The organism is Bradyrhizobium sp. MI1.11 (assembly GCF_055811255.1).
Genome location: NZ_JBVVPM010000011.1, coordinates 1 through 23,534, shown reverse-complemented (window position 1 = coordinate 23,534; position 23,534 = coordinate 1). Strand labels below are relative to the sequence as shown.

The window sequence follows — 23,534 nt, the reverse complement described above, 5'->3', positions numbered from 1 at the left end:
ACGGATTCCTTGGAGGACGCTGCGCTTCAATACCCGGTCAGCTCGAGATAGCCAACGCCGTCATGCGTGCCGGTAAAGCTGATCGGCCCTTCCCAATAGGAAAAACCGGTCCCCATCCACGCCTTTGGATTGAGCGGCTTGCACTGGATCGAGAACGACCGCGAGGGGATCGCGATCTGCCACTCCACCGGCAGCTTGCGCCCGGCCACCTCAGCCGTCGCTTTCGGAATCATCCGGATATCGGCACCCACGATCATCTGCGTGTCGCCTGTGGCGCTGATCCAGTTGCCGAATGGATAGTCCATGCCGTCCTTCTGCCGCAGCCGGTATAGCATCAGCTTGTCGCCGGACGCGAGATGCAGCGACAGCCAGTCCCAGCCGGTCTGGTCGGTGTCGAGCGGCTGGCTGCTCCATTCGCGGTCCATCCAGGCCTGGCCGGAAACATCGACCGGCCTATCATCGATGGTGAGCGTGCCGCGGGCGCGATAGAACGGCTGGCTGTAATAGTAGGAGGCCTGTCCGCGCTCCGACTTGCGGCTGTAGCCGCGATCGCCCTGCAGCACCACGGGACGATCGGCCTCGAGTGTCAGCGCGTAACTGAAGTCGGCGCCCGAGGCCTTCAGCGTCAGCGGCGCCAAAGCGCGATCTTCGGTGCGCTCGGATCCGTTCATCGCCCAATCGTCGATCCAGGCTGAGAACGGTTTCGCCGTGACGCCGGCCTGTCCCACGCCGCCGCGTGAAAACAGCTCGCTGAAGCGGTGGGTGTCGGCCCGCGTCACCGCCGCATGCGCCATCCACACCTGCTGGTTGGCCCAGCCCTCGCCCTGCGGTCCCGGCTGCGTCGCCTGGCGAAACAGCGTCCATTGCAGGCCGCAAGCCGCGCCGCTGCTGTCGACGAGATTCGCCGTGAGATACCACCACTCGATGCGAAACTCCGGATGCGGGCCGTGATCGGCGGGGAAGGAGAACGTCTTTCCCGGCTCGACCTTCGCAAAGCCGTCGGCGGTTTCACCGAGGCCGGCATAGCCTTGCGCATGTGTCCGTCGCGCGAGAGCGAGGGCGGCAATGCCGCCGGCGAAGGTGCGCCGCGAGATCCTGTCAGCGTTCATTGGCAAACACCTTGACGAGGCTCGCCGGCTGCATCCGCCCCAGCCGTATCATTGGCAGCAGCGCGGCAAGCAACGAGGCGAACAGCGCGACCGCGACCAGCTCGACCAATTGCAACGGAAACACATGGAACGGCAGCCGCCAGCCGAACGCTTTTACATTGACGATCGCGATCAGGCACCACGCCACCAGCAGCCCGAGCGGCACGGCCAGGAGTGACGTGAACAGCGCGACCGACAGCGTCTTGGTCAGTTCGATCGCGGCAAGGCGGGGCCGCGTGATGCCGATTGCCCAGAGCGGCGCAAGCTGCGGCAGGCGCGAATTCGCCAGCGTGAGAAGGCTGGTCAGCAGCGCGATCCCAGCGACGCCGAGCGTGAACGCATTCAGCGCCGACGTCACCGCAAAGGTGCGGTTGAAGATCCGGATCGACTCCGCTTTCACCGTCGCCTGATCGGCGACGCTGCGATCGTCGAGCGCAAACTGCTTCTGCAGCGCGGCGATCAGGCCGGGGATATTCTCCTTCGCGACGATGAGACCGATGCGGGTCTGCGGCGTCTGCGGAAACTGCCGGATCAGCGCCGCGACATTCACCGCAAGCTGGCCCTTGGGGTTGCCGTAGTCGGCATAGATGCCGACGATGTCGAGCTCCCAGGTCCCGCCCGGCGCCGGGACGTCAACGACGTCACCGACGCGGACGTTGAGGCGGCGGCTCAGCTGCTCGCTGATGAAGGCGGCATTGCCAGGTATGAGCTGGGTCCAGGCGCGCGGCGCGGCTTCGAGCAGCGGCCAGCGCTCGCGATAGAGTGCATGATCGGGCAGGCCAAGCAGTTCCACCGGCTGCCCCTGCACCTGCGCCTCGGCGCGTCCGCCCGAGAGAATGGCCTGGACATCGCTGCGCTCCTTCAGCCAATTGCGGATCGCGACGCCTTTCGCATTGTCGGAGGCGCTGATGTAGACGTCGGCTGCGAGCCGCCCGTCGAGCCAGCCGACAAAAGTGCGGCTGAACGTTTCCACCATGGTGGATACCCCGACATTGACGGCGAGCGCGAGCAGCAGCGCCATCAGCGCCAGCGACAATCCCGAGAGCTGCCGCCGGCTGTCCGCCCAGAACCACAGCGCGAGCGGTTTTCGCGCGAAACGCTGCCCGGTCCGCAGGATGATGTCGAGGAAGGCCGGCAGGATCAACGCGGCGCCCAGCATCAGGGCTGCCAGCACGCCAAAGCCCGCGATCAGCGATTGTCCGTACTGGAGCAGCAACAGCGCGACCGCGAACACGGCGCAGGCAGCTCCGCTTTGCAGGATCAGCCAACGGCGCTGCCTCTGTTGCCAGGCGCGCGGCTGCGCGGTCGCCAGCACCGGCATCCTGACAGCCTTGATCAGACTAGTCGCCGCGGCCACCAGCGCGCCGGCAATGCTGATGCCGATCCCGGCGAGCCACCATTCGGGTCGCAAGCTGAGCTGCCCCGGGATTTGCGCGCCATAGAGTCCCCGCAGGGACGCCGCGACGTCGGGCAAGAGCGCGGCCGCAATGAAATAGCCGCAGGCAAGCCCGATCAGGCCTGCGACCAGCGACAGCGCCACGAGCTCGACCACCAGCACGGTGTTGACCAGTCGCGCCGAGGCACCGCAGGCCCGCAGCGTGCGCAGCATCGGCAGCCGCTGCTCGAAGGCGAGACCGACGGCAGAATTGACGATGAAAAGACCGACGAAGAACGACAGCAGGCCAAACGCAGTGAGATTGAGGTGAAAGCTGTCGGTGAGGCGCTCCAGCTCGGTCTCCGCATTGGTCTCGACCCGCTGCAAGCGGTCGCCGACGACGCTCGCCAATGGCGCGGGCTTGCCCCTGGGCTTGCCGATCAGAAGTCGCGAGATTTGCTCCGGCTTGTTCAGCAGCCGCTGCGCCACGCCGATATCGACCACCAGCACGTCGGGCACAAGCTGCGGCAGCACGCGCAGTGGCGGCAGTTTTGCGCCGCTGCTGATCGCTGGTGCCGCGCCCTCCTGCTCCTGCAAATCGTTCAGCGTCTCCCGTGCCACCAGCGTCTGGCCCGGCGGCGCGATGAAGTTGCTCAGATCGGCGGCGCCTAGGCGCGGTGCATTGCCGACATCGACCGGCAGCGTCACCGGCTCGATGCCGAGCAGCCGGACCGAGCGCCCGTTGACCTGGATGCGTCCCTCCAGCATCGGTGAGACCGGCCAGCCGGCGCGGCGGAGCTTGACGAACAGCTCCTGCGGAAAAGTCGCGGCATCGGGCGCGACCAGCATCGGCGTGCGCGCGCCGCCGAAGGTTGCCGCGGCGCGGTCATAGGCGTTGCGGGCCTGCTGGTTGATCGCCTGCACGCCGCTCCACAGCGCGGTCGCCGCGATCAGCCCGATCAGGAGCGTCGCGAACTGCATCTTGTGGCGCCGCCAATGGCTGAGCAGCACGGCGAGGACCCAGAGCGCGCGCCTCATGCGATCCGCCCGGCATGCAGATTGACGTGGCGATCGAGCGTCGCGGCCAGATGCAGGCTGTGCGTCACCATCAGAAAGCCGCAGCCGGTGCGCGTGACGAGGTCGCGCGTCAGGGCCAGCACGTCCTCGGCGGTGGCCTCGTCGAGATTGCCGGTCGGCTCGTCCGCCAGCAGCAACGACGGCTTTATCACCAGGGCCCGGCCGATCGCGACCCGTTGCTGCTGGCCGCCCGATAATTGTTCTGGATAACGCTTGAGCAGGCCGCCAAGCCCGAGACGCTCGATCAGCTCCTTATACCAAGCTGCATCGTACCGGCCGGCGATCCGCGCCTGAAACACCAGATTATCCCCGACCGACAGGCTCGGGATCAGATTGTACTGCTGAAACACCAGGCCGATCCGGTCGCGGCGCAGGCCCGCGCGTCCCGCATCGGACAATTTGGTGACCTCGGTGTCTTCCAGTTGGATCGTGCCGCCATCGGCGGCATCGAGCCCTGCGATCAGGTGCAACAGCGTGCTCTTGCCGCTGCCGGATTCGCCGGTCAGTGCGACGCGTTCGCCGGCCTTGAGGTCGAGATCGACGCCGCGCAGCACATGGACCGGCTCACCGGCCGAAGAGAACGTCTTGGAGAGGTTTCGGATGCTCAGCACGATGAATGGCGCCGGACGGAATTACTGGAATTGCTGCGTAGCACACCTGCTGCGGAAATGCCGGGTTGCGTTGGTCTTGAAGCCGTTGTTAGCTCCTAAGAGGACTACATCAAAAAAGTGCCAAAAACGGACGACGGGGAGAATGATGAGCGCTCAGGGAACGCCCGAGGTGGCGGGCAAGACGACTGGAACGCCTAAGGGCGCCTGGACCGTTACATTTCTGCTGTTTCTTTTCATGCTGGTGAACTTCGCCGACAAGATCGTCGTCGGTCTCGCCGGCGTGCCGATCATGACTGAGCTGAAGCTCGAGCCCGAGCAGTTCGGTCTGCTCGGCTCGTCGTTCTTCTTCCTGTTCTCGATCTCTGCGATCGTGGTCGGCTTCATCGTCAACAAGGTGCCGACGCGCTGGGTGCTGCTCGCGCTCGCGGTGGTCTGGGCGCTCGCGCAGTTTCCGATGGTCGGCACCGTCTCCTTCACCACGCTCCTGATCTGCCGCATCGTGCTCGGCGCCGGCGAAGGCCCGGCCTTCTCGGTCGCTGCGCATGCGATCTACAAATGGTTTCCCGACGAGAAGCGGACGCTGCCGACCGCGATCCTGTCGCAGGGCTCGGCCTTCGGCGTCATCCTCGCTGTGCCGGCGCTGAACTGGATCATCGTCAATCATTCCTGGCATTATGCGTTCGGCGCGCTCGGCGTCGTCGGCCTGATCTGGGTTTGCGCCTGGCTCGCATTCGGCAAGGAAGGCCCGCTGGAGGACACACAGGCTCAGGCTGCGGCCGAGACGAAGATTCCCTACCTTCAGCTACTCACCTCGCGCACCTTCCTCGGCTGCGTCGCGGCGACCTTCGGTGCTTACTGGGCGCTGTCGCTCGGGCTGACCTGGTTCACGCCGTTCATCATCAAGGGCCTCGGCTTCTCGCAGAGCCAGGCCGGCTGGATCTCGACCCTGCCCTGGGTGTTCGGCGCCACCATTGTGATCCTGACCGGCTGGATCTCGCAACTGATGATGGCCCGCGGCTCGACCACCCGCGTCGCACGCGGCGTGCTCGGCTCCGTGCCGCTGGTCATCGGTGGCCTGATCCTGGCCGCGATGCCGCATGTTCAGGGCGCGGGCTTTCAGCTCACCTTGCTTGTGGTTGGAACGGGCTTGTGCGGAGCGATCTACGTGGTCTGCCCGCCGATGCTCGGCGAGTTCACGCCGACGTCGCAGCGCGGCGCGATCCTCGCGATCTACGGCGCGCTCTATACGCTCTCGGGCATCATCGCGCCCGCCGTGATGGGCACCGTGATCCAGCGCGCCGGCAGCATGCTGGACGGCTACATGACCGGCTTCACCATCAACGCCGCGATCATGGTCGGCTCCGGTGTGCTCGGGCTGCTCCTGCTCTGGCCGAACACGGAAAAGGCCAGGCTGACCGGCACCGCCGCGCCGCAGGCCAGCGCGCTGAAGGGCGCGGTATCGCCGACGTAAGGGGCCACTTCAGTCAACCCAATCACAACGTCATCCCCGCCCCTGTGCGCAATTGCGCGCAAGGCCGGGGCGACAATTGAGCTTGTTGCTCAAGCAGCGATTGGCCGCTTCCGCTCCGTGAACGGCGACAGCACCACGGTCGCGACCATGAAGATCACCGACGCCCCGAACACCCAATGCGGCGCGCTCTGGTCCATGATCCAGCCGAACAGCAGCGGGCTGACGATACCGCCCAGATTGAAGCCGGTGGAGACGATGCCGAAGGCGCGCCCCGCAGCACCGGGAGGGGCGGCATTGCGCACCAGCATGTCGCGCGAGGGCGCGATCACGCCGGAGAGGAAACCCGCTGCCGCCATCGTGGCAGTCAGCGCCCAGCCCGGCAGCGTGACCAGCGCGATCAGCAGCACGATCGCCGCGTTTGCGGCAAAGCAGGCGGCAGCGACATAGCCGTGGCGCTCGGTATGGTCGGCAAGGAAGCCGCCCGCGAGCACGCCGGCGGCGCTTGCACCGAGGAACGCGGTGAGCGCGACATTGGCCGCGGAATAGGTCACGCCGTAGCCACTCATCAGCGCCACCACGCCGAAATTGTTGATGCCGGCGACTGACAGGCTGAGCAGCATGAACAGCGCCGTCAGCGTGATCAGCGCCGGCGTGATCACGGCTTGTTTTGGTGCGTTCTCGGTGCCCGGCTTGGTCTTGTGCGCGCCGGCATCGGGAATGTTCATCGTCACCAGCAGCAGCGCGACCAGAACACCGATCGCCCCCGATGCGATCAGCGCGCCGGCACCGCTAGATACGGTGACCATCGCGGCGACGATCGCCGGCGCCACCGCGCCGCCAAAATAGCCGGCAAAGGTATGGATCGAGAAAGCGCGGCCCATCCGCGCTTCGTCCATGTGCTCGGCGAGGATGGCGTAATCGGCGGGATGGTAGACGCTGTTGGCGAGCCCGAGCAGCACGGCGCAGGCGATCAGCGAGGCGTAGCTGAGGTGCAGGCCGAGCAGGATCAGCGCGAGGCCGCCAAGCGTGAGGCCGCCCAGCAGGATTCTTCGCGCACCAAAATGGTCGACGAGATAGCCGGTCGGCGCCTGCGTCAGCCCCGAGACCACGGCCGACACGGTCAGTGCAAAGCCGAGCTCGACATAGCCGACGCCGAGTTGATTCCTGAGGAACGGAAACAGCATCGGCAGGACCAGCAGATGGAAATGGCTGACCCAATGCGCGATCGAGATTCCCGTCAGCGTGCGTAGCGCGCTGTCCGCCTTGCCTTGTTGCGGTGCGGCGAGAACGTCGACCATTGCAGTTCCGTTTTCACGTCCTTTGGAGACGCGCAAACTATCGGGCAGAGCGGTTATTTGTCCATGAACGCAGGCGCATGGCAGGTAGTGTGGGCGGGAGATTCCCCGCCGTCGTCCTGGCGAAAGCCAGGACCCATTACCCCAGGAAGCAGTTTGGCGAAAACTCGTGGTCCGGTACTGCGACCATCCACGATCGAGAGATCACGCGGTATGGGTCTTGGCTTTCGCCAGGACGACAGTTGAGAGCGAGGCAAGAGCCGAGCCCTCAAAACGGCTCGTCATCCGGCCCGTAGCGGTCTCGCTTTGGTGTCGCGATGTCGCCGTCTTCGTAATCATCGTCTTCGGTGTCGCGCGGAGGCGGAGGCTTCTTCGCCTTGTCTTTTGCTGGCGTGTCGTCCGCAATATTGGGCGGCGCGCTCGGCTTGCCGATCTTGGCCATGGCTGGTCCCGGATGGTGATGCTGCGGCCGATCCTATCCGGAAGATATGTGCGGTTCCTGACTTATCTCAAGTCGTCAGTGCACCACCGGCCCGCCGGCCTTCTTCCAGGCGTCGATGCCGCCGGCGATGTGGGCGGTGTTGGTGAGCCCGGCCTCCTTGGCGGCGGCGACGGCCATCGCCGAGCGTTCGCCGAAGGCGCAGAAGAACACGACGCGGCGGCCGGTGGCGGCCGCGACCTCGCGCAGCATGCCGCCGGGCTTGAGGCTGTCCTCGACGGACGGATAGGGCGTATGCAACGCGCCTTCGAGCATGCCGTGCTTCATCCGCTCATTGGTCTCGCGCAAATCGACCAGCAGGATATCGGGACGGCCGAGGCTGCGGATCGCCTCGACGGCGCGGAGCGCGCGGCCCTCTTTCTCCAGCTCCTCCTGGTGCAGGCCGACATGCATGTTGGCGGGCACCGCAACGTCCATCATCTTCGGATTGGGCAGCTTCAGATTGGCCATCAGCTCGATATAGTCGTCGACCGAGCGAACCTGGAGCCGCGGATTGTAGCGCTTCTCCTCGCCGATGGTGGAGACGGTGTCGCCCTTGTAGTCATGCGCTGGGAACACCATGGTCTCGTCGGGCAGCTTCAGCAGCCGATTGAAAATAGACTCATACTGCGCGCGCGAAGAACCGTTCTGGAAATCGGTGCGGCCGGTGCCGCGGATCAGCAGCGTGTCGCCGGTGAAGACGCGGTCGCCCATCAAATAGGAATAGGAATCGTCGGTGTGGCCGGGCGTGTACATCACGTCGAGCGCCAGGCCCTCGATCGTCACCTTGTCGCCGTCGGCAACCCGCATCGCCACCACGTCGGCCTTGGTCTGGTCCCCCATCACCGTCATGCAATGGGTGCGGTCGCGCAGCTCGCCGAGGCCGGTGACGTGGTCGGCATGGAGATGGGTGTCCACGGCCTTGACCAGCTTGAGATCGAGCTCGCGCAGCAGCTGGCAGTAGCGGTCGACCTTCTCCAGGACGGGATCGAGGATCAGCGCCTCGCCGCCGGGGCGGCTCGCCAGGAGATAGCTGTAGGTACCCGAAACACTGTCGAAGAGCTGACGGAAGATCATGGCAAGACCCGGCGTGAATTACCCGGAGATTCTACTACATTTCGGGCTCACAAGAGAAGCAATTCACTACGCAAGCAAGAAAATTTGGAAGATTTTTATTCCTGTGACCGGCGAGCGGGCGTCACTTGGCCACCGCTGTCATTCCCCGCGAAGGCGGGGAATCCAGTACGCCGCGCCCTTTCCGTATCCCTCGCGGTCTCGGAGTACTGGATCGCCCGCCTTCGCGGGCGATGACACCGACTGTGCCGCGACGCTTTGCCCCGACAAAAGGCTCAGGGCCGCACCAATGTGTACCCGTTCTCGCTGAGAAACAGGATCTGCCCGACTCCGACCTGCACCGGCGTGGCGGCGGGGATGAAGTCCGGCCGCTTGCCCGTTTCTCGCTCGATCGTGTCGACGGTGTTGAGACAGATGTCGAAGCGTACGCCTTGCGCGATCAGGCTCTCGACCTGCTTGCGGCGCTCGCTGCCTGATAACAGGAGATCGATGCCGGGACCGAACGCCACCACCTCGATTGCGACCTTGTCGGGGTCGTAGGCCTTCAGCAAATTGTTGGCGACGCTGAGCACCAGAGCTTGCTTCCTGGCATCGCCATCGGAGAGCTGCAGCACGATCTTGTGCTCGGCGAACGGCTTGTCCTGGAGCGGCACCTGTTGCGCAAACGCCGGCGGCATCGCCGCCCAGGCGAACAGCGCCAGTAGCATCGCGGATAGGGCTTGCGACCGCATCATCCCTGTCCTGCAATGCCCGGATTACCCTCGACGCCCTTTAGCGTGACGCCGGAGCCGAGCCGCTCCTGAAACATCCGGCCGGACCGCAGATATTTCGCCACCACATCCCACACCGGCGCGCCTTGCTGGCCGTTGACCGAGGCCCAGCCCGCGACCTTGTAGCGGTGGCTGGCACTGAGCGCCTTGCCGCCATTGAGCTTCAGCTCCGAGATGCGGCTGCCGATCGCCGCCGTCGGCGTACAGGTGTAGCTGAGCCCGCCGGCGCGGACCATGTCGCCGCCCTGCTGGTAGTAGGGATCGGTATTGAAGAGATTGTCGCAGACGTCTTCCAGCACGTCCTTGATCTGGGCTCCCGTCATCTCCTGCACATAGGTCTCGGGATAGCTGATCGCGGTTTCCGCGAGCAAATCCTCCATCGTCAGCGCCTGGCCGGACAGCCCGGTGACGCCCCAGCGGAAGCCCGGCGACAGCGCGATCTCGGCGTCGAGCTCGGTGCGCAGCGCGCTGCAGATCAGCTCGTCGACCGGGCCGGCGAAATTGTCGCGGCGATACAGCAGGCGATCGGGCGTCGCGATCTTTTCCGACCAGTCGTTAGCGAAGGGCGCCCGCAACCGGCCGATCAGTTCGGCCATCCCAGGATCGGGTTTCAACAGCTCGGAATAAACCGGCAGCAGATGATATTTGACGTCGCCGACCTTGCCTTTTTCGAGCGCGAGATCGAGCACGGCAAGAAATTTTCCGTTGGAGCCGGCATTGGTGACGAGCGTCGTGCCGCTGGCATTCTTCACGGCGATGGGCTGCGGGATCGCATCATGGGTATGTCCGCCGAGGATGACGTCGATGCCGGTGACGCGGCTTGCAAGCTTGAGATCGACGTCCATGCCGTTGTGCGACAGCAGAATGACTGCATCGACCTTGTCGGTGCCGCGCAAGCGGTCGACATGCTTCTGGAGTTCCTCCTCGCGGATGCCGAAGGACCAGTCCGGCGTGAACCGTTTGGGATGCGCGATCGGCACGTAAGGGAAGGCTTGGCCGACGATCGCGACGCGATGGCCGCCGAGCTCCTTGATCAGGGAGGGCTTGAACACGCGCCCCGTCGCCTTGTCGAAGGCGGGGGCGTCGTTGAATGCGGCTTCCTCCGTGAGAAAGACGTTCTGCGCCAGAAACTCGCCCTTGAAGCGCGCGAGATTGTCGCGCAGCGCCTGCTCGCCGTAGGTGAATTCCCAATGCCCGGTCATCGCCTCGATGCCGAGCAGGTTTGCGGCCTCGACCATGTCGCGGCCCTGCATGATGTTGGCGAGTCCCGTGCCTTGCCAGAGATCGCCGCCGTCAACGAGCATGGAGTGTTTTTCGCCGGCATCGCCGCGCAAGCGGTCGATCAGCGTCTTCAGATGGGCGAAGCCGCCGAGCTTGCCGAAACGGCCTGCGGACTTCTCGAACTCGAAGCAGCTGAAGGCATAGGCGTCCGCGCTGTCGGGCCTGATGCCGAAACGGTCGAGGAAGGCGCGGCCGACCAGATGCGGCGGCCGTCCCGCCATCTCGCCGATCCCGATATTGACGCTGGGCTCGCGAAAATAGACCGGATTGAGTTGCGCATGCGTATCGGTGAGGTGAAGGATGCGCGCATTGCCGAACCGTTCGATGTCGTAAATGCTCGCGGCCTCAGCACCGCGCGCAAGCCGTGGCAGGCTAAGCGATGCGGCAGCAAGGCCTGCATTCTTCAGGAAATCGCGGCGGCGGATCGCCATCCAGAAATTCTCCGCGCCCTCTCATGGCCGCAAGGCTGTTGCACAAGCGAACAGTCTAGCGGATTTCCATCGCCTTCCAGGCTTCTTTTTCGGAAATCGCCTGGAAGATCGACGCTTTCGCCAGCGCCTCGGCCTCCCTGGCTGCGGCCACGGCGCGGTCGTAATCGCCGCCATCGGCCGCCTTCTTCGCGGCGGCCAGCGTCGAGACGGTCACGGTCCACTGGTTGCGCATGCCGGCGGCCTCCTTGGAGGAGGCCTCGGCGGCGGCATAGGCCGCCTTGTAATCCGCCTCGTTTGCCGCACGCGCCGCCGGCGCGAGGCTCAGAGCGAGCGGCAAGGCAAGCACCACGGCGAGAGCAAGCGACCGCTTCATGGCCGCGCTCCCGGTCCCGATATCGGCAGGCCGTTGGCGACGTAGGACAGGAAATATTCGACGTCGCGATATTCATCCGCCTGCGGCTCCAGCGGAACCGCGCGGGTCTGGCTGTTACAGGTGACGAAGCGGCGACTGGTCGTGCCCATGCCGCTCCATTCGGAGCGGTAGATCGGCATCGCGTTCAGAATGCCGAGCGCCGGCGCCAGGATCTCGGCGCGGATGCGCTCGCCCGGGCTCTGCACATGGCAGCTCGCGCAGGAGAAATTCAATTGGCCGCGGCGGGTGTAGAAATAGCGCTTGCCGTTCTCGAATGCCGCGAGCGCGCGAGGATCGTCGGGGATCTTGATGTCCATCGGCTTGCCGCGCGAGGTGAAGGCCATGTAGGCGGTGAGCGAGGCCATCTCGTCCTTGACGTAGGAATAGGGCGCCTCGCCATTGGCCTCGCGGCAGCGGTTGAGCGCCAGCTCCAGCGTGACGACCTTGCCTTCCTTCTCGTCGAAATAAGGATAGTTCTGGCGGATGCCGATGCCGCCGTTCGGGAAGCAGTCGGCATAGGTCTTGCCGTTCTTGAACGGGGTGGCGAACATTTCCTTGCCGGCGTCGAGCGCGAACTCGTAGGGCGGGAATTCCTCCTTCTCCTGCCACTGCCGCTTCATATCCTCGTTCATGGAATAAGGACCGTTGACGAAATCTTCGTGCTTCACGGTCGGAAACTTCTGGAAGAAGAAGTTCTGGAACGCCTTGGCATCGGCGACGGGATCGACCTTGTCGGCCGCCACCACGCGCGGAGAGGTGAGGGCCAACGCGACGAGCGCGGCGCTCAACGAACCAAGCAGGATGGAGGTGCGGGCCTTCATCACGAAATCTTCGCGGTGGTCGTGTCCGACGCACCCTTGTTATCCGTCCAGGAGACCTTGAGATCGTCGCCCTTCTTGGCCCACTTGAAGCTGAACTTGACATAGGGGTCCTTCGAGACCGCGGTGCCCCAATCGGCAACGAAGACGTCCTTGCCGTTACATTCGAATTTCAGCTGCTGGATGTAATGCGCCGGGATCAGCTCGCCCTTGGCGTCCTTGACGAAGCCGGTATCCATGGGGTGCTGAATCAGCGCCTGCACCTCGGTGATGTCGCCGTTGGCGGTGGCGCGGACGCGAATGCTGGATGCCATCTCGATCTTCCTCGCTTAGCCGCCGCAGCCGCCGACGGTGACCTTGACCTCTTTGGTCGCGCTGTAGAGCTTGCCGTCGGCCTCCACGATCGCAACGACGTTGGTGGTCTTGGCCATCTTCAGCCGGTTGGCGACAGCAGGGATCGTGCCTTCGGGAATCCTGTAGGACGCGGCCAGCGCGCTGGGATTCTCGGCCACGAAGAACGAGATCGAGGTGACCTTGTCGAGCGTCGTCGCCACCGAGATCGGCACCACGCCGCCGTTCTCGGCGATCTCGGGGGCGTCCAGCTTGACCTTGTCGGACGGCTCGGCGGTTTTGCCGTACAGCGCCTTGATGGCGTCCGCCTCGCTCTTCTGCTTGAAGGCCTCTTCGGGATATTTGTCGTTGGCCGCAGCGCGCGCGGGCGCGGCGCCGAACGGCAGATTGCCGAGGCCGAGCAGCGCGACCGAGGCTGCGCCCTGAAGGATCAGGCGCCGCGTCGCGCTTGGGCCGGTGAGTGTGGTCATCTCGGGTCTCCCAACCAAATCTCGTGGCGTGCCTGAAGTCACAGGGTCTGCAGGAAATCAACGATCGCGCTGATCTCCTGTTCGGTCAAAATCCGGTTCCGGCCGAACGGCGGCATCATGGTCTGCGGATTGCGCTTGGTCTCGTCGAAGATGATCGCGGCCAGCTCGTTGCGATCGGGGTACTTGGCCTTGAGGTCCTTCAGTTCCGGCCCGATCGTTCCCGGCAGGTCGCCACCCTTGATCACGTGGCAGGTCAGGCAATTGCCCTTGCCGCGGTCGAAAGCGAGTTTCTGGCCGTCGGCCACAGCGGACTGCGCCCACGCCGGGCTGGCGAGGCCGGCGGCAATGGCCAGCAAGATGAACAGAACGGGCGTCCGGGAAAAGGCGGTCACGGCGTTATTCCGAGGCGTTATATCGATGGTCTCGATCGCGAAATAGAAGCGTTTCCAAAGCACAAAGGGCACCGCCTGACAATCAAGACTATGCACGCGACAAAATGAAGTTAATATCTTCCCCATTGCAACTAATGAGATTATTTGTTCAGCCGATTTGGCCCGAGAGTTAAGGGCCGTGGCGCGGGCCGGCTGTTTCCCGAGCGTTTGGGCGCTCAACCTGTTTTCATCGCGTTCTCGTTTTTTCAAGGGGACCTCACTTGGCTGAATATGTCGTCGAATTCGGCAGGGATGGCGGTCGGGTCGAGTCGGATGGTCGGCTCGATGCACCGGCATTTCATCGCAATCACGAGCCGCTCTGGGCGGCGCTGGAGAAGCATCTCGCCGGCTGCACCGGCAACGTGGTCGAGCTCGGCAGCGGAACCGGCCAGCACGTGGTCTACTTCGCCCGTCACACGCCCGGCCTGATCTGGTGGCCCAGCGATCTCAACCAGCGCCACCTCAAGAGCATCGAGGCCTGGCGTGTTCATTCAGGCCTGAAAAACATCCGCTCGCCGCTGCGGATCGATCTCACCGATCCGGACTGGTGTCCGGAGATGAAAAGCGGGCAGGCACCGTCGAGTCTTGCCGCATTGTTCTGCGCCAATGTCATCCACATCGCGCCATGGAGCGTCGCCGAGGGTCTGTTCGCCGGCGCCGGCCGCTATTTGCGGGCCGACGGCAAGCTGTTCCTCTACGGCCCGTTCAAGCGCGGCGGCAAGCACATCGCGCTCAGCAACGCCGTGTTCGACACCTCCTTGCGTGAAGGCAATCCCGACTGGGGCGTGCGTGACATCGCCGATGTCGAGGCGCTCGCGCGCGGCGCAGGTCTTCGCCTTGTCGATACCATTGACATGCCAGCGAACAATCTCACGCTGGTGTTTTCGCGCTAAGCCCAGACGGCGCTGCGCTCCCTCCCTCGCCTGCGGGGGAGGGTTGGGGAGAGGGTGTCTCCGCAATGGGGTATCCCCTAGAGGATAGAACCCTCACCCGGCGCTTCGCGCCGACCTCTCCCGCAAGCGGGCGAGGTGCACCGCCTGCTGCGCTCCCACTGATTCAATCAAGAGGTCGTCAGCCCTCGCCGTCCTTCCACCCGATCTTCTCCTTCAAGAACCGAAAGCCAATCACCTCGAACCCGGCGCGCTCCTTGTTGTCCTTGCCGTAGCCGTGGCCGCCCGCTTCAGGCTCGTAGAACCAGGCCTCGTAGCCCATGGCCTGGAGCTTTGCCGCCATCTTGCGCGCATGCCCGGGATGGACACGGTCGTCGCGCCGCGTGGTGGCGATCAGGATCGGCGGATAGGGCTGGCCGGCTTTGACGTTGTGATAGGCGGAGTAGGTCTTCAGCCAGTCCCATTCCTCGGGCTTGTCGGGATCGCCATATTCCGCGATCCAGCTCGCGCCGGCGAGCAGCTTCGTGTAGCGGCGCATGTCGATCAGCGGGATGGTGCAGAACAGCGCGCCGAAACGTTCGGGGTATCGCACCAGCATGTTGGTGATGAGGATGCCGCCGTTGGATCCGCCCTGCGCGGCGATGCGCTTTGCCGTCGTCACGCCGCGGCGGACGAGATCGGCGGCAACGGCGGCGAAATCATCGTGCGACAGCTTCTTGCCGGCGTATCGCCCCGCATCGTGCCAGCGCGTACCGAATTCGCCGCCGCCGCGCAAATTCGCCTGCACCGTGGTGCCGCCGCGCTCCAGCCACAGCTTGCCGAGCGACGAATTGTAGTACGGCTTCACGGCGAGGCCGAAGCCGCCATAGGCGCTCATATAGACCGGTGCATCGCCGGTCTCGCCGCTGGGGCCGGTCTGCACATAGGGAATGCGCTCGCCGTCGATCGAGATCGCCTCGTGCTGGGTGACCACGAGGCCGTCGGCGTTGAATGTTTTCGGCGCCTGCTTCAACACGATCGGGCTCGCGACGTCGCGCTCGATGAGCAGCAGCGACGGCGGCGTCAGCGGATCCTGCACATTGGCAAGCAGGTCGCCGTTGCTCTCGGAGGGATGGCGATCCAGCGGCCAGATGTCGACCACGCCGATCTGCGGCAGGCCGCCAAGTGATTCGCGGCTCCAGCTTGTGGCGGACGGCGTGCAGATCTCGAATTGCGGCTGGAGCTCGTCGAGGATCGACAGCACCAGCCTGCCCCCGGCCCAGAACAGGCCTTGCAGGGCACGGCGAGGTTCGGGCGCGAACAGCACCGCGAAATCGCGGCTGCCGGCGAGGAAGGCCGGGAGCGAGATGCCGAGCACGGTGTCGGCGGCATAGGTTCTGCCCTCGATCGACCAGGCCTCGCGCAGCTTCATCGCGAACCAGTCGCCATGCGCCTGCAACCAGATGCCGGTCGGCAGATCGAGCTTCGTCGTCGTGCCGTCGGCGTCGCGCAGCCAGAGCGCATGATTGAAGAAGTCGATCTGGTCGACGATCCAGCTGCGCGGGGCCGCAGCGGTGTCGTCGACGATGCCGGAGATCGCCATATGATCGGCCGTGGTCTCGATGATCATTTGCGCCTGATCGACAGGCTGGCCGCGCCGCCACAGGCGAACCGTTCGCGAATATCCGGAAGCAGTCGCCATGCCTTCGCCATGGGCGCTCGACAGCAGCAGCGTGTCGGCATCGAGCCAATCGGCGCCGCCCTTGGCTTCCGGCAGCGCAAATCCGTCCGCCACGAAACTCTTGGTGCCGAGGTCGAATTCCCGCAAGGTGACGGCGTCGCTGCCGCCGCGCGACAGACTCAAAATGGCGCGCGCGCTTCCCGGCTGAGTGGTGATGCCGCTCAGCAGCCAGTCCTCGCCTTCGCGTGCCGCGACCTGGTCGACGTCCAGCAGGATTTCCCACGCGGGATGCGATTTGCGAAACTCGGCGAGCGAAGTCTTCCGCCACAAGCCGCGCGGGTTGGTGGCGTCCTTCCAGAGATTGTGCAGTTCGTCGCCGCGCCGGCTGACATAGGGAATGTTGTCGGGACGATCGTAGATCGCCGCGAGCATGTCGCGGTCGCGCGCGAAGGCGGTCCCGCCGAACGCGTCGAGCGTCAGGCTGTTCTGCCGCGTGACGAAATCGAGCGCCTGCTTGCCTTCGATCTCCTCCAGCCAGAGCCAGGGATCGTCGTCGGGAGCGCTGAGCGTAGGCCTGTCGTCGACGGACATGAACGAAACTCCGGAAGGTCGCGGCGGATAGGATTTGATCGAGCGCAAGCCGTCAAGTGCGCGGCCCATTATCATCGGCCCGATTGCGTCAGAGGCATGGCCTGCGCCCGTTTGCGCCGGTTGCCCGCCCTCTCGCGTCCCGCCATAGTGACGGGAATCAAGCGAGCCTTTGAAAGCCTTTGAAGCCCCTCGAAAGCCCGTTGGGGCGGAAATGCCGATGCTGGATGTGACTGCAGCCAATGAGATCGCCGCCGACGCCCGCGTGCGTGCCAATGTGGTGCGCCTTGCCGCCGCGCAGGCGCTGACCGGCGCCAACTCGGCGGTGATCTTCGCAACCGGCGCGATCGTCGGCGCGACGCTCGCGCCCGACGTCTCGTTCGCAACCGTGCCGATCTCGATGTATGTGCTCGGCCTCGCCGCCGGCACGCTGCCGACCGGCGCGATCTCGCGCCGCTTCGGCCGCCGCGTCGCTTTCATCGTCGGCACCGGTGTGGGCGCGCTGACCGGTCTGCTCGGCTGCTTCGCGATCCTGCACGCTTCGTTTCCGTTGTTCTGTCTGGCGACTTTTCTCGGCGGCCTCTACGGCGCGGTGGCGCAGTCCTACCGCTTCGCTGCCGCCGACGGCGCCAGCGCGGCGTACCGGCCCAAGGCGGTGTCCTGGGTGATGGCGGGCGGCGTGTTCGCCGGCGTGCTCGGTCCACAGCTCGTGCAATGGACCATGGATGTCTGGCAGCCTTATCTGTTCGCCTTCAGCTTCCTGGTCCAGGCGGCTGTCGCGCTGGTCGCGATGGGTATCGTCGCCGGGGTCGACATGCCGAAGCCGGCACCGGCCGATCTTCACGGCGGGCGGCCGCTGCTCGAGATCGTGACCCAGCCGCGCTTCATCGCGGCGGCGCTGTGCGGCGTCATCTCCTACCCCATGATGAATCTGGTGATGACCTCGGCGCCGCTCGCCATGAAGCTGTGCGGCTTGAGCGTTTCCGATTCCAATTTCGGCATTCAATGGCACATCGTCGCCATGTACGGGCCGAGCTTCTTCACGGGTGCGCTGATCGCCCGCTTCGGCGCGCGGAAGGTTGTTGCCGCCGGCCTGCTGCTGGAGGCCGGCGCGGCCAGCATCGGCCTGTCCGGCATCACCGCGATGCATTTCTGGGCCACGCTGATCGTGCTCGGCATCGGTTGGAATTTCTCCTTCATCGGCGCCTCCGCGCTGGTGCTGGAGACGCACCGGCCGCAGGAGCGCAACAAGGTGCAGGCCTTCAACGATTTCCTGGTGTTCGGCATGATGGCGATCGGCTCGTTCTCGTCCGGCCAATTGCTCGCCAGTTACGGCTGGTCCGCGGTGAACATGGTGGTGTTCCCGCCGGTGCTGCTCGGGCTCGCCGTGCTCTCGCTGGCGTCCTTTGCCCGCCGCCGCAAGGCGCGGCTCGACGCGGCCATGGGCGAGTTCCCGGACGCGATCTGAGATGGCGGGAGGCTGTCAGCAGCGTTGATAGTTCGATCCAGGCCGAAGTGATTTCCGGGGCGAGTTGCTTAGATGTCATCATGGCCGGGCTTGTCCCGGCCATCCACGTCTTGGGCGCCCGGATCGAAGAACGAGGATGCTCGGAACAAGTCCGGGCATGACGGAGTAAGCGGCATGCTCGACAATCCTCAACATCCCACGATCGACGAGTCCTCTCTCCGCTACGAAGGCTGGCGCATCGTTGCGGTCTGCTTCCTGCTCGCGACCTTCGGCTGGGGGCTCGGCTTCTACGGCCAGAGCGTCTATGTCGCCGAGCTCCAGCGCGCGCACGGCTGGTCGGCCTCGCTGATCTCGTCCGGCACGACGTTCTTCTATCTGTTCGGCGCGCTGCTCGTCGTCTTCGTCGGCGAGGCCGTCAACACATACGGCCCGCGCCTCGGCCTGATCGCGGGGACGCTGGCGATGTCCGCCGCGGCGGTCGCGATCGGCGCGGTGCGTGAGCCGTGGCAGCTTTATCTCGCGAACGCCGTGCTCGCCTTCGGCTGGGCCGGCACGAGTCTGGCCATGATCACCAACACGATCAGCCTGTGGTTCGACCACAAGCGCGGCATGGCCATCAGTCTCGCGCTGAACGGCGCAAGCTTCGGCGGCATTGTCGGTGTGCCGTTGCTGGTGACCCTGATCGGTCACGTCGGCTTCGCCAGCGCGATGTTTATCGTGGCCGGCGCCATGCTGGCGTTGCTCGTGCCGGTGATCCTGATTGTCGTCGGCCGCCCGCCCGATCTCCATGGCCGGCGCGCCGCGACGAAAACGAAACCGCAATCGTCGGCGCAGATTCGCAGCCAGGCGTTGCGCGATGTCGGCTTCCTCACGGTGACAATTGCCTTTGCTTTGGTGCTGTTCGCGCAGGTCGGCTTTATCGTCCACCTGATCTCGTTCCTGGATCCCGTGATCGGGCGCGAGCGCGCGGCCGTCGCGGTTGCGGTGCTGACCGCGATGGCGGTGATCGGCCGGGTGCTGTTCTCGCTGGTGATCGACCGCCTCAATCAGCGGCTCGCCTCGGCGCTGTCGTTCCTGAGCCAGGCCGTGGCGCTGTGTGTCGTCATCAATCTGCACAATGACTATTTGCTGATCGCCGCCTGCGCGTTGTTCGGCTTCTCGGTCGGCAATCTCATCACGCTGCCGTCGCTGATCGTGCAGCAGGAATTCGATTCCGCCTCGTTCGGCGTGCTGATCAGCCTCAACACCGCGATCAACCAGGTGACTTATGCATTCGGCCCCGGCGTGGTCGGTTTTCTGCGCGATTTCTCCGGTGGCTATGAGCTGCCGTTCTATCTGTGTATTGCGCTGGAGCTATTAGCGGCGGCGCTGATCATGGTGCGGGGGAAGCCGCATGCGACGACTGCGTAGAGGCGCGGCGTCGCTTCAACATCCTCCGTCATTGCGAGCGCAGCGAAGCAATCCAGACTGCTACTGCGGAAAGATTCTGGATTGCTTCGTCCCTTCGTTCCTCGCAATGACGAGGAGAGAGTTGAGTTTAAGCCTCCCGCTGCTTCAGCAGCCCGTCCACATCCAGCCGCTTCGTAAACATCGCGAGCTTACCATCCGGCCCGAACGGCCATTGCTCCCGCGGCTTGTCCCAATACAGCTCCACGCCGTTCTGGTCCGGATCGCGCAAATACAGCGCTTCGGACACGCCATGGTCGCTCGCCCCGTCGAGCGCAATGCCGGCAGAGAGCACGCGGTGCAGCGCATCCGCCAGCGCGGGCCGGGTCGGATAGAGGATCGCGGTGTGATAGAGCCCGGTCGTGCCTGGCGGTGGCGGCGAGCCGCCCTTGCTCTCCCAGGTGTTGAGCCCGATGTGGTGGTGATAGCCGCCGGCCGAGATGAAGGCCGCGCCGGAGCCCATGCGCTGCATCAGCTCGAAACCGAGCACGCCGCAATAGAAGCCCAGCGCGCGATCGAGATCGGCGACCTTGAGATGGACGTGGCCGATCCTGGTGCCGGCGGCGACGGCTTGGTTCTGCGACATGCGGCTGCTCCGTTGATGGACTCCACATAAGCCCGGGCCCGGAACAGTGCTACTGACCTATCCCGAAACCCATCGTTTCCTTACGCGAAACTATGAGAGCTCCCGCACCTCGCCCTCCGGCAGCTCGAACTCGAACGTGTTCAGCGTCATCGACACCAGCGTGTAATAGCCGCAGAGACCAATCACCTCGACCACACCGCGCTCGCCGAGCAGCTTTACCGCCTCATCATAGAGACCCTTCTCGACGCCATGGCCCTCATGCAGCGACTTCGCGACGTCGTAGATCATCTTGCCCTTGGGATCGTCGAAGACAGGCGTGCGGCGGTCGCGGATCGCGTCGATGATGTCGGGGTCCATGCCGCCGGCAAGCGCGAGGCGCTTGTGCGCGTACCATTCGTAATGCGCGGTCCAGTGCCGCGCCGTCACCAGGATCGCGATCTCCGAAAGTTTTGCGGGGAATATCGTGTCGTAGCGCAGGACCTCGCCGAGCCGCGTGGCATGACGGGCCATGTCGGGACTGTTCAGCCACGCCATCATCGGTGCCGGCGGCTTGCCGCGCTTGCCGGCAATCGACTCGTCATAGGTCTGCCGCTGGCTCTCGTTCATTTCGCCAGGCGAAAGAAGCTTCAGGCGCATTGTTGTTTCCTCTTTGTTTTCAAGCTCGCCGTGGCCGCGACTATAGCGGATGCGTGACACGGAAGTGGTTGAATTCCGCGGGAGCTTGGCCCAGAGTCGTGCCCAACAAGCCGATTTTGAATGATGGAAACGACCCATGACTGACTCCAGGGCCAGCGAGACTGAGACCGCCGATCTCGAAACATTCCGCAGCGAAACGCGCGCCTGGTTGGAAGCCAATTGCCCGCCGGAGATGCGCAAGCCCGCAACGTCCGACGCCGACGTGTTCTGGGGCGGACGTAACGCAAAATTCTCGTCCGAGCCGCAGCGCATCTGGTTCGAGCGCATGCGGGACAAGGGCTGGACCGTACCCGATTGGCCGAAGGAGTACGGCGGCGGTGGCCTGAGCGCCGCCGAGCACAAGGTGCTGCGTGCGGAGATGGGACGAATCGGAGCGCGCCCGCCGCTGTCGAGTTTTGGCATCTGGATGCTCGGGCCGGCGCTGCTGAAATACGGCAACGACGCGCAGAAGAAAGAGCACCTGCCGAAAATCGCAGGGGGCCTGATCCGCTGGTGCCAGGGCTATTCCGAGCCGAACGCCGGCTCCGATCTTGCCTCGCTGCAGACCCGCGCCGAGAGCGACGGCGACGATTTCGTGATCACTGGGTCGAAGATCTGGACGTCCTATGCCAATTACGCCGACTGGATCTTCTGCCTCGTCCGCACCGATCCCGCCGCGAAGAAGCATGACGGCATCAGCTTCATCCTGTTCGACATGGCCTCGAAGGGCGTCTCGACCAAGCCGATTCTGCTGATCTCCGGCTACTCGCCGTTCTGCGAGACGTTCTTCGACAATGTCCGCGTGCCGAAATCGCATGTGGTCGGCACCGTCAATCGCGGCTGGGACGTCGCGAAATATCTGCTCCAGCATGAGCGCGCGATGATATCAGGCATGGGCGAGCGCGGCGTCGGCCGTCCGCTAGGCCAGATCGCGGCCGATTCCATCGGCACCGATGCGCTGGGACGGCTCGACGATTCCATGCTGCGCGGCCGGATCGCCAGCTTCGACGTCGATGAAGCCGCCCTTGCAGCCTGCGCCGAACGCGCGGTCGATCTCGCCAAGGCGGGGCAGGCGCATCCGGCGTTCTCGTCGGCAATGAAATATTACGGCACCGAGCTCAACAAGCGCCGTTACGAGATCCTGATGTCGGCCGGCGGTGTCGATGCGCTGGAATGGGAGAGCGAGCGCTCCAGGCAAGGCGCCCGTCCGCGCGCCTGGCTGCGCACCAAGGCCAACTCAATCGAGGGCGGCACGACCGAGGTCATGCTCGGCATCGTCGCCAAGCGCATTTTGGATTTGCCGGGGGCCTAGCAAAAGTCCTCATCCTGAGGAGCGGCCGTCAGGCCGCGTCTCGAAGGATGAGTGGGGCCTGCATGGTTCGAGACGGCGCTTTGCGCCTCCTCACCATGAGGTTCAACCACCGAATTCAGTCGAACCGCATTTTGTTGGAACACGCACATGGCCCTCGTCCTCACCGAAGAACAATCGATGCTCCGCGACAGCGCGCGCGGGCTGATCAGCGACAAGGCGCCGGTGTCGCATCTGCGCCATCTGCGCCATCTGCGCGATAGCAAAGACCCCATCGGCTTCTCCAAGGAGTTTTGGCATTCCTTCGCCGAGATGGGCTTTGCCGGCTTGCTGGTGCCGGAAGAGTTCGGCGGCAGCGGCCTCGGCTATGTCGAGGCCGGCGTGGTGATGGAGGAGATCGGCCGCACGCTGATGCCGTCGCCCTTCCTCGCCACCAGCGTGGTCGCGGCCTCGGCGCTGAACCGCGGCGGCAATGCCGCGCAGAAGTCGGAGTATCTGCCGAAGATTTCCAACGGCTCCCTGCTCGCGACGCTCGCGATCGACGAGGGCGCAAAACATCGCCCGCTTCAGACCAGCCTCCAGGCCGTACGCGCCGGCAACGGTTTCAGGCTCTCCGGCGCCAAGGCGCTCGTCGTCGACGGTCACGTTGCCGACCTTCTCATTGTCGCGGCACGCACCGCCGGCTCGGCCGGCGAACGCGAGGGGCTGACGCTGTTCCTGGTGAGCCCTGCGGCCAAGGGCGTTGCGATCGAGCGCACCATCATGGTCGACGCGCACAATGCGGCGCGGATCGAGCTTGCCAATGTCGAGGTCGATGCCGATAGCGTGCTCGGCGAAGTCGACCAGGGCGCCGGCTTGCTCGACGGCGTGCTCGATATCGGGCGCGGCGCGGTGGCCTCCGAAATGGTCGGCTTGAGCGAAGAAGTGTTCAACCGCACCGTCGAGTACCTCAAGAGCCGCAAGCAGTTCGGCAAGTTGATCGGCGAATTCCAGGCGCTGCAGCACCGCGCCGCCGAACTCTATGTCGACATCGAGATCACCCGCGCCGCCGTGATGAAGGCGCTGCAAGCGCTCGATACGGACGTCGCCAAGGCGGCGTCAAGCGTCGCAGTGGCAAAAGCCCGCGCCGGCACCACCGCCACGCGCGCGGTGCAGGAAGGCGTGCAGATGCATGGCGGCATGGGCATGACCGACCAGTTCGACATCGGCTTCTTCATGAAGCGCGCGCGCGTGTGCGAGGAATTGTTCGGCGATGCGAACTACCACACCGAGCAGCTGGCGAGGGCGCGGGGGTATTGAGGCGAGACGGGTGTGAGGTCCAGGGCGTCGCCTCACAGGCGGTGGGGGGGGGGGGGGGGGGGGGGGGGGGGGGGGGGGGGGGGGGGGGGGGGGGGGGGGGGGGCGGGGGGGGGGGGGGGG

22 protein-coding genes are annotated in these 23,534 nt (G+C 64.9%); 6 read left to right on the top strand and 16 right to left on the bottom strand.

All coding sequences use genetic code 11. The features are described 5' to 3' along the window. Window positions 1–26 precede the first annotated feature (26 nt). Genes AC0L30_RS13700 through AC0L30_RS13690 form a run of 3 tightly spaced genes read right to left on the bottom strand, consistent with a single transcriptional unit; the run spans window position 27 to window position 4,211 of the window. The gene (locus AC0L30_RS13700) at window positions 27–1,109 is read right to left on the bottom strand and encodes a lipocalin-like domain-containing protein (protein ID WP_354200180.1); all 1,083 of its coding nucleotides are present in this window, start codon (window positions 1,107–1,109) and stop codon (window positions 27–29) included. Continuing rightward, window positions 1,099–3,561: an ABC transporter permease gene (locus tag AC0L30_RS13695; protein ID WP_473404468.1), complete on the bottom strand. Its 2,463-nt coding sequence runs from the start codon at window positions 3,559–3,561 to the stop codon at window positions 1,099–1,101. The genes AC0L30_RS13700 and AC0L30_RS13695 overlap by 11 nt, the downstream gene beginning before the upstream one ends. Continuing rightward, window positions 3,558–4,211, bottom strand: a complete 654-nt coding sequence (locus AC0L30_RS13690) for an ABC transporter ATP-binding protein (RefSeq protein WP_473404467.1) — start codon at window positions 4,209–4,211, stop codon at window positions 3,558–3,560. Before AC0L30_RS13690 ends, AC0L30_RS13695 begins: the two co-directional genes overlap by 4 nt. Before the next feature lie 145 nt (window positions 4,212–4,356). Here AC0L30_RS13690 and AC0L30_RS13685 point away from each other — a divergent pair, with 145 nt between their 5' ends. After that, window positions 4,357–5,682, top strand: coding sequence for an MFS transporter (locus AC0L30_RS13685; RefSeq protein WP_007598027.1), 1,326 nt, complete (start codon window positions 4,357–4,359; stop codon window positions 5,680–5,682). An 89-nt stretch (window positions 5,683–5,771) separates the two neighbouring features. Here AC0L30_RS13685 and AC0L30_RS13680 read toward each other — a convergent pair whose 3' ends face one another. The 10 genes from AC0L30_RS13680 to soxX all read right to left on the bottom strand — a co-directional run bounded on the left by AC0L30_RS13680 (window position 5,772) and on the right by soxX (window position 13,454). Beyond that, the gene (locus tag AC0L30_RS13680; protein WP_473404466.1) at window positions 5,772–6,980 is read right to left on the bottom strand and encodes an MFS transporter; all 1,209 of its coding nucleotides are present in this window, start codon (window positions 6,978–6,980) and stop codon (window positions 5,772–5,774) included. Window positions 6,981–7,245: 265 nt separating this feature from the next. Beyond that, window positions 7,246–7,419 carry a hypothetical protein gene (locus tag AC0L30_RS13675; RefSeq protein ID WP_473404465.1) on the bottom strand — a complete coding sequence of 58 codons (174 nt, stop codon included), beginning with the start codon at window positions 7,417–7,419 and terminating at the stop codon, window positions 7,246–7,248. 75 nt (window positions 7,420–7,494) lie between these two features. Continuing rightward, the gene (locus tag AC0L30_RS13670) at window positions 7,495–8,532 is read right to left on the bottom strand and encodes an MBL fold metallo-hydrolase (RefSeq protein ID WP_007598021.1); all 1,038 of its coding nucleotides are present in this window, start codon (window positions 8,530–8,532) and stop codon (window positions 7,495–7,497) included. A gap of 272 nt (window positions 8,533–8,804) precedes the next feature. After that, a complete protein-coding gene (locus AC0L30_RS13665; protein WP_354127053.1) occupies window positions 8,805–9,263 on the bottom strand; it encodes a DsrE family protein in 459 nt (152 codons plus the stop codon). After that, window positions 9,260–11,011, bottom strand: coding sequence for a thiosulfohydrolase SoxB (gene soxB, locus AC0L30_RS13660; RefSeq protein ID WP_473367525.1), 1,752 nt, complete (start codon window positions 11,009–11,011; stop codon window positions 9,260–9,262). Before soxB ends, AC0L30_RS13665 begins: the two co-directional genes overlap by 4 nt. Before the next feature lie 55 nt (window positions 11,012–11,066). Then, complete coding sequence (locus AC0L30_RS13655) at window positions 11,067–11,384, bottom strand: hypothetical protein (protein ID WP_007598015.1); 318 nt, start codon at window positions 11,382–11,384, stop codon at window positions 11,067–11,069. Continuing rightward, window positions 11,381–12,244, bottom strand: coding sequence for a sulfur oxidation c-type cytochrome SoxA (gene soxA / locus AC0L30_RS13650; protein WP_007598012.1), 864 nt, complete (start codon window positions 12,242–12,244; stop codon window positions 11,381–11,383). The genes AC0L30_RS13655 and soxA overlap by 4 nt, the downstream gene beginning before the upstream one ends. Then, window positions 12,244–12,555: a thiosulfate oxidation carrier complex protein SoxZ gene (soxZ, locus tag AC0L30_RS13645; protein ID WP_473404464.1), complete on the bottom strand. Its 312-nt coding sequence runs from the start codon at window positions 12,553–12,555 to the stop codon at window positions 12,244–12,246. The genes soxA and soxZ overlap by 1 nt, the downstream gene beginning before the upstream one ends. A gap of 15 nt (window positions 12,556–12,570) precedes the next feature. Next, window positions 12,571–13,062, bottom strand: a complete 492-nt coding sequence (soxY, locus tag AC0L30_RS13640; RefSeq protein ID WP_007598010.1) for a thiosulfate oxidation carrier protein SoxY — start codon at window positions 13,060–13,062, stop codon at window positions 12,571–12,573. A gap of 38 nt (window positions 13,063–13,100) precedes the next feature. Further along, window positions 13,101–13,454: a sulfur oxidation c-type cytochrome SoxX gene (gene soxX, locus AC0L30_RS13635; protein WP_219682792.1), complete on the bottom strand. Its 354-nt coding sequence runs from the start codon at window positions 13,452–13,454 to the stop codon at window positions 13,101–13,103. Window positions 13,455–13,714: 260 nt separating this feature from the next. On the opposite strand from soxX, the gene AC0L30_RS13630 reads away from it, so the two are divergent. Then, window positions 13,715–14,386, top strand: a complete 672-nt coding sequence (locus tag AC0L30_RS13630) for a DUF938 domain-containing protein (protein ID WP_007598007.1) — start codon at window positions 13,715–13,717, stop codon at window positions 14,384–14,386. Window positions 14,387–14,564: 178 nt separating this feature from the next. Here the strand turns inward: AC0L30_RS13630 and AC0L30_RS13625 are convergent, their stop codons facing one another. Next, the gene (locus tag AC0L30_RS13625; protein WP_473404463.1) at window positions 14,565–16,634 is read right to left on the bottom strand and encodes a prolyl oligopeptidase family serine peptidase; all 2,070 of its coding nucleotides are present in this window, start codon (window positions 16,632–16,634) and stop codon (window positions 14,565–14,567) included. A 217-nt stretch (window positions 16,635–16,851) separates the two neighbouring features. On the opposite strand from AC0L30_RS13625, the gene AC0L30_RS13620 reads away from it, so the two are divergent. Together AC0L30_RS13620 and AC0L30_RS13615 are read left to right on the top strand one after the other, a co-directional pair. After that, window positions 16,852–18,099, top strand: coding sequence for an MFS transporter (locus AC0L30_RS13620; protein ID WP_473404462.1), 1,248 nt, complete (start codon window positions 16,852–16,854; stop codon window positions 18,097–18,099). Window positions 18,100–18,273: 174 nt separating this feature from the next. Then, window positions 18,274–19,509, top strand: a complete 1,236-nt coding sequence (locus AC0L30_RS13615; protein ID WP_473404461.1) for an MFS transporter — start codon at window positions 18,274–18,276, stop codon at window positions 19,507–19,509. Between the two features lie 127 nt (window positions 19,510–19,636). On the opposite strand, the gene AC0L30_RS13610 is transcribed toward AC0L30_RS13615, so the two are convergent. Then, window positions 19,637–20,131: a VOC family protein gene (locus tag AC0L30_RS13610; protein WP_219678950.1), complete on the bottom strand. Its 495-nt coding sequence runs from the start codon at window positions 20,129–20,131 to the stop codon at window positions 19,637–19,639. A 90-nt stretch (window positions 20,132–20,221) separates the two neighbouring features. Then, window positions 20,222–20,767 (bottom strand): carboxymuconolactone decarboxylase family protein, encoded by a 546-nt coding sequence (locus AC0L30_RS13605; RefSeq protein WP_473404460.1) that lies wholly within the window; start codon window positions 20,765–20,767, stop codon window positions 20,222–20,224. A gap of 136 nt (window positions 20,768–20,903) precedes the next feature. Here AC0L30_RS13605 and AC0L30_RS13600 point away from each other — a divergent pair, with 136 nt between their 5' ends. After that, a complete protein-coding gene (locus AC0L30_RS13600) occupies window positions 20,904–22,118 on the top strand; it encodes an acyl-CoA dehydrogenase family protein (protein WP_007597997.1) in 1,215 nt (404 codons plus the stop codon). Window positions 22,119–22,265: 147 nt separating this feature from the next. Continuing rightward, complete coding sequence (locus AC0L30_RS13595; protein ID WP_473404459.1) at window positions 22,266–23,414, top strand: acyl-CoA dehydrogenase family protein; 1,149 nt, start codon at window positions 22,266–22,268, stop codon at window positions 23,412–23,414. Window positions 23,415–23,534 lie beyond the last annotated feature (120 nt).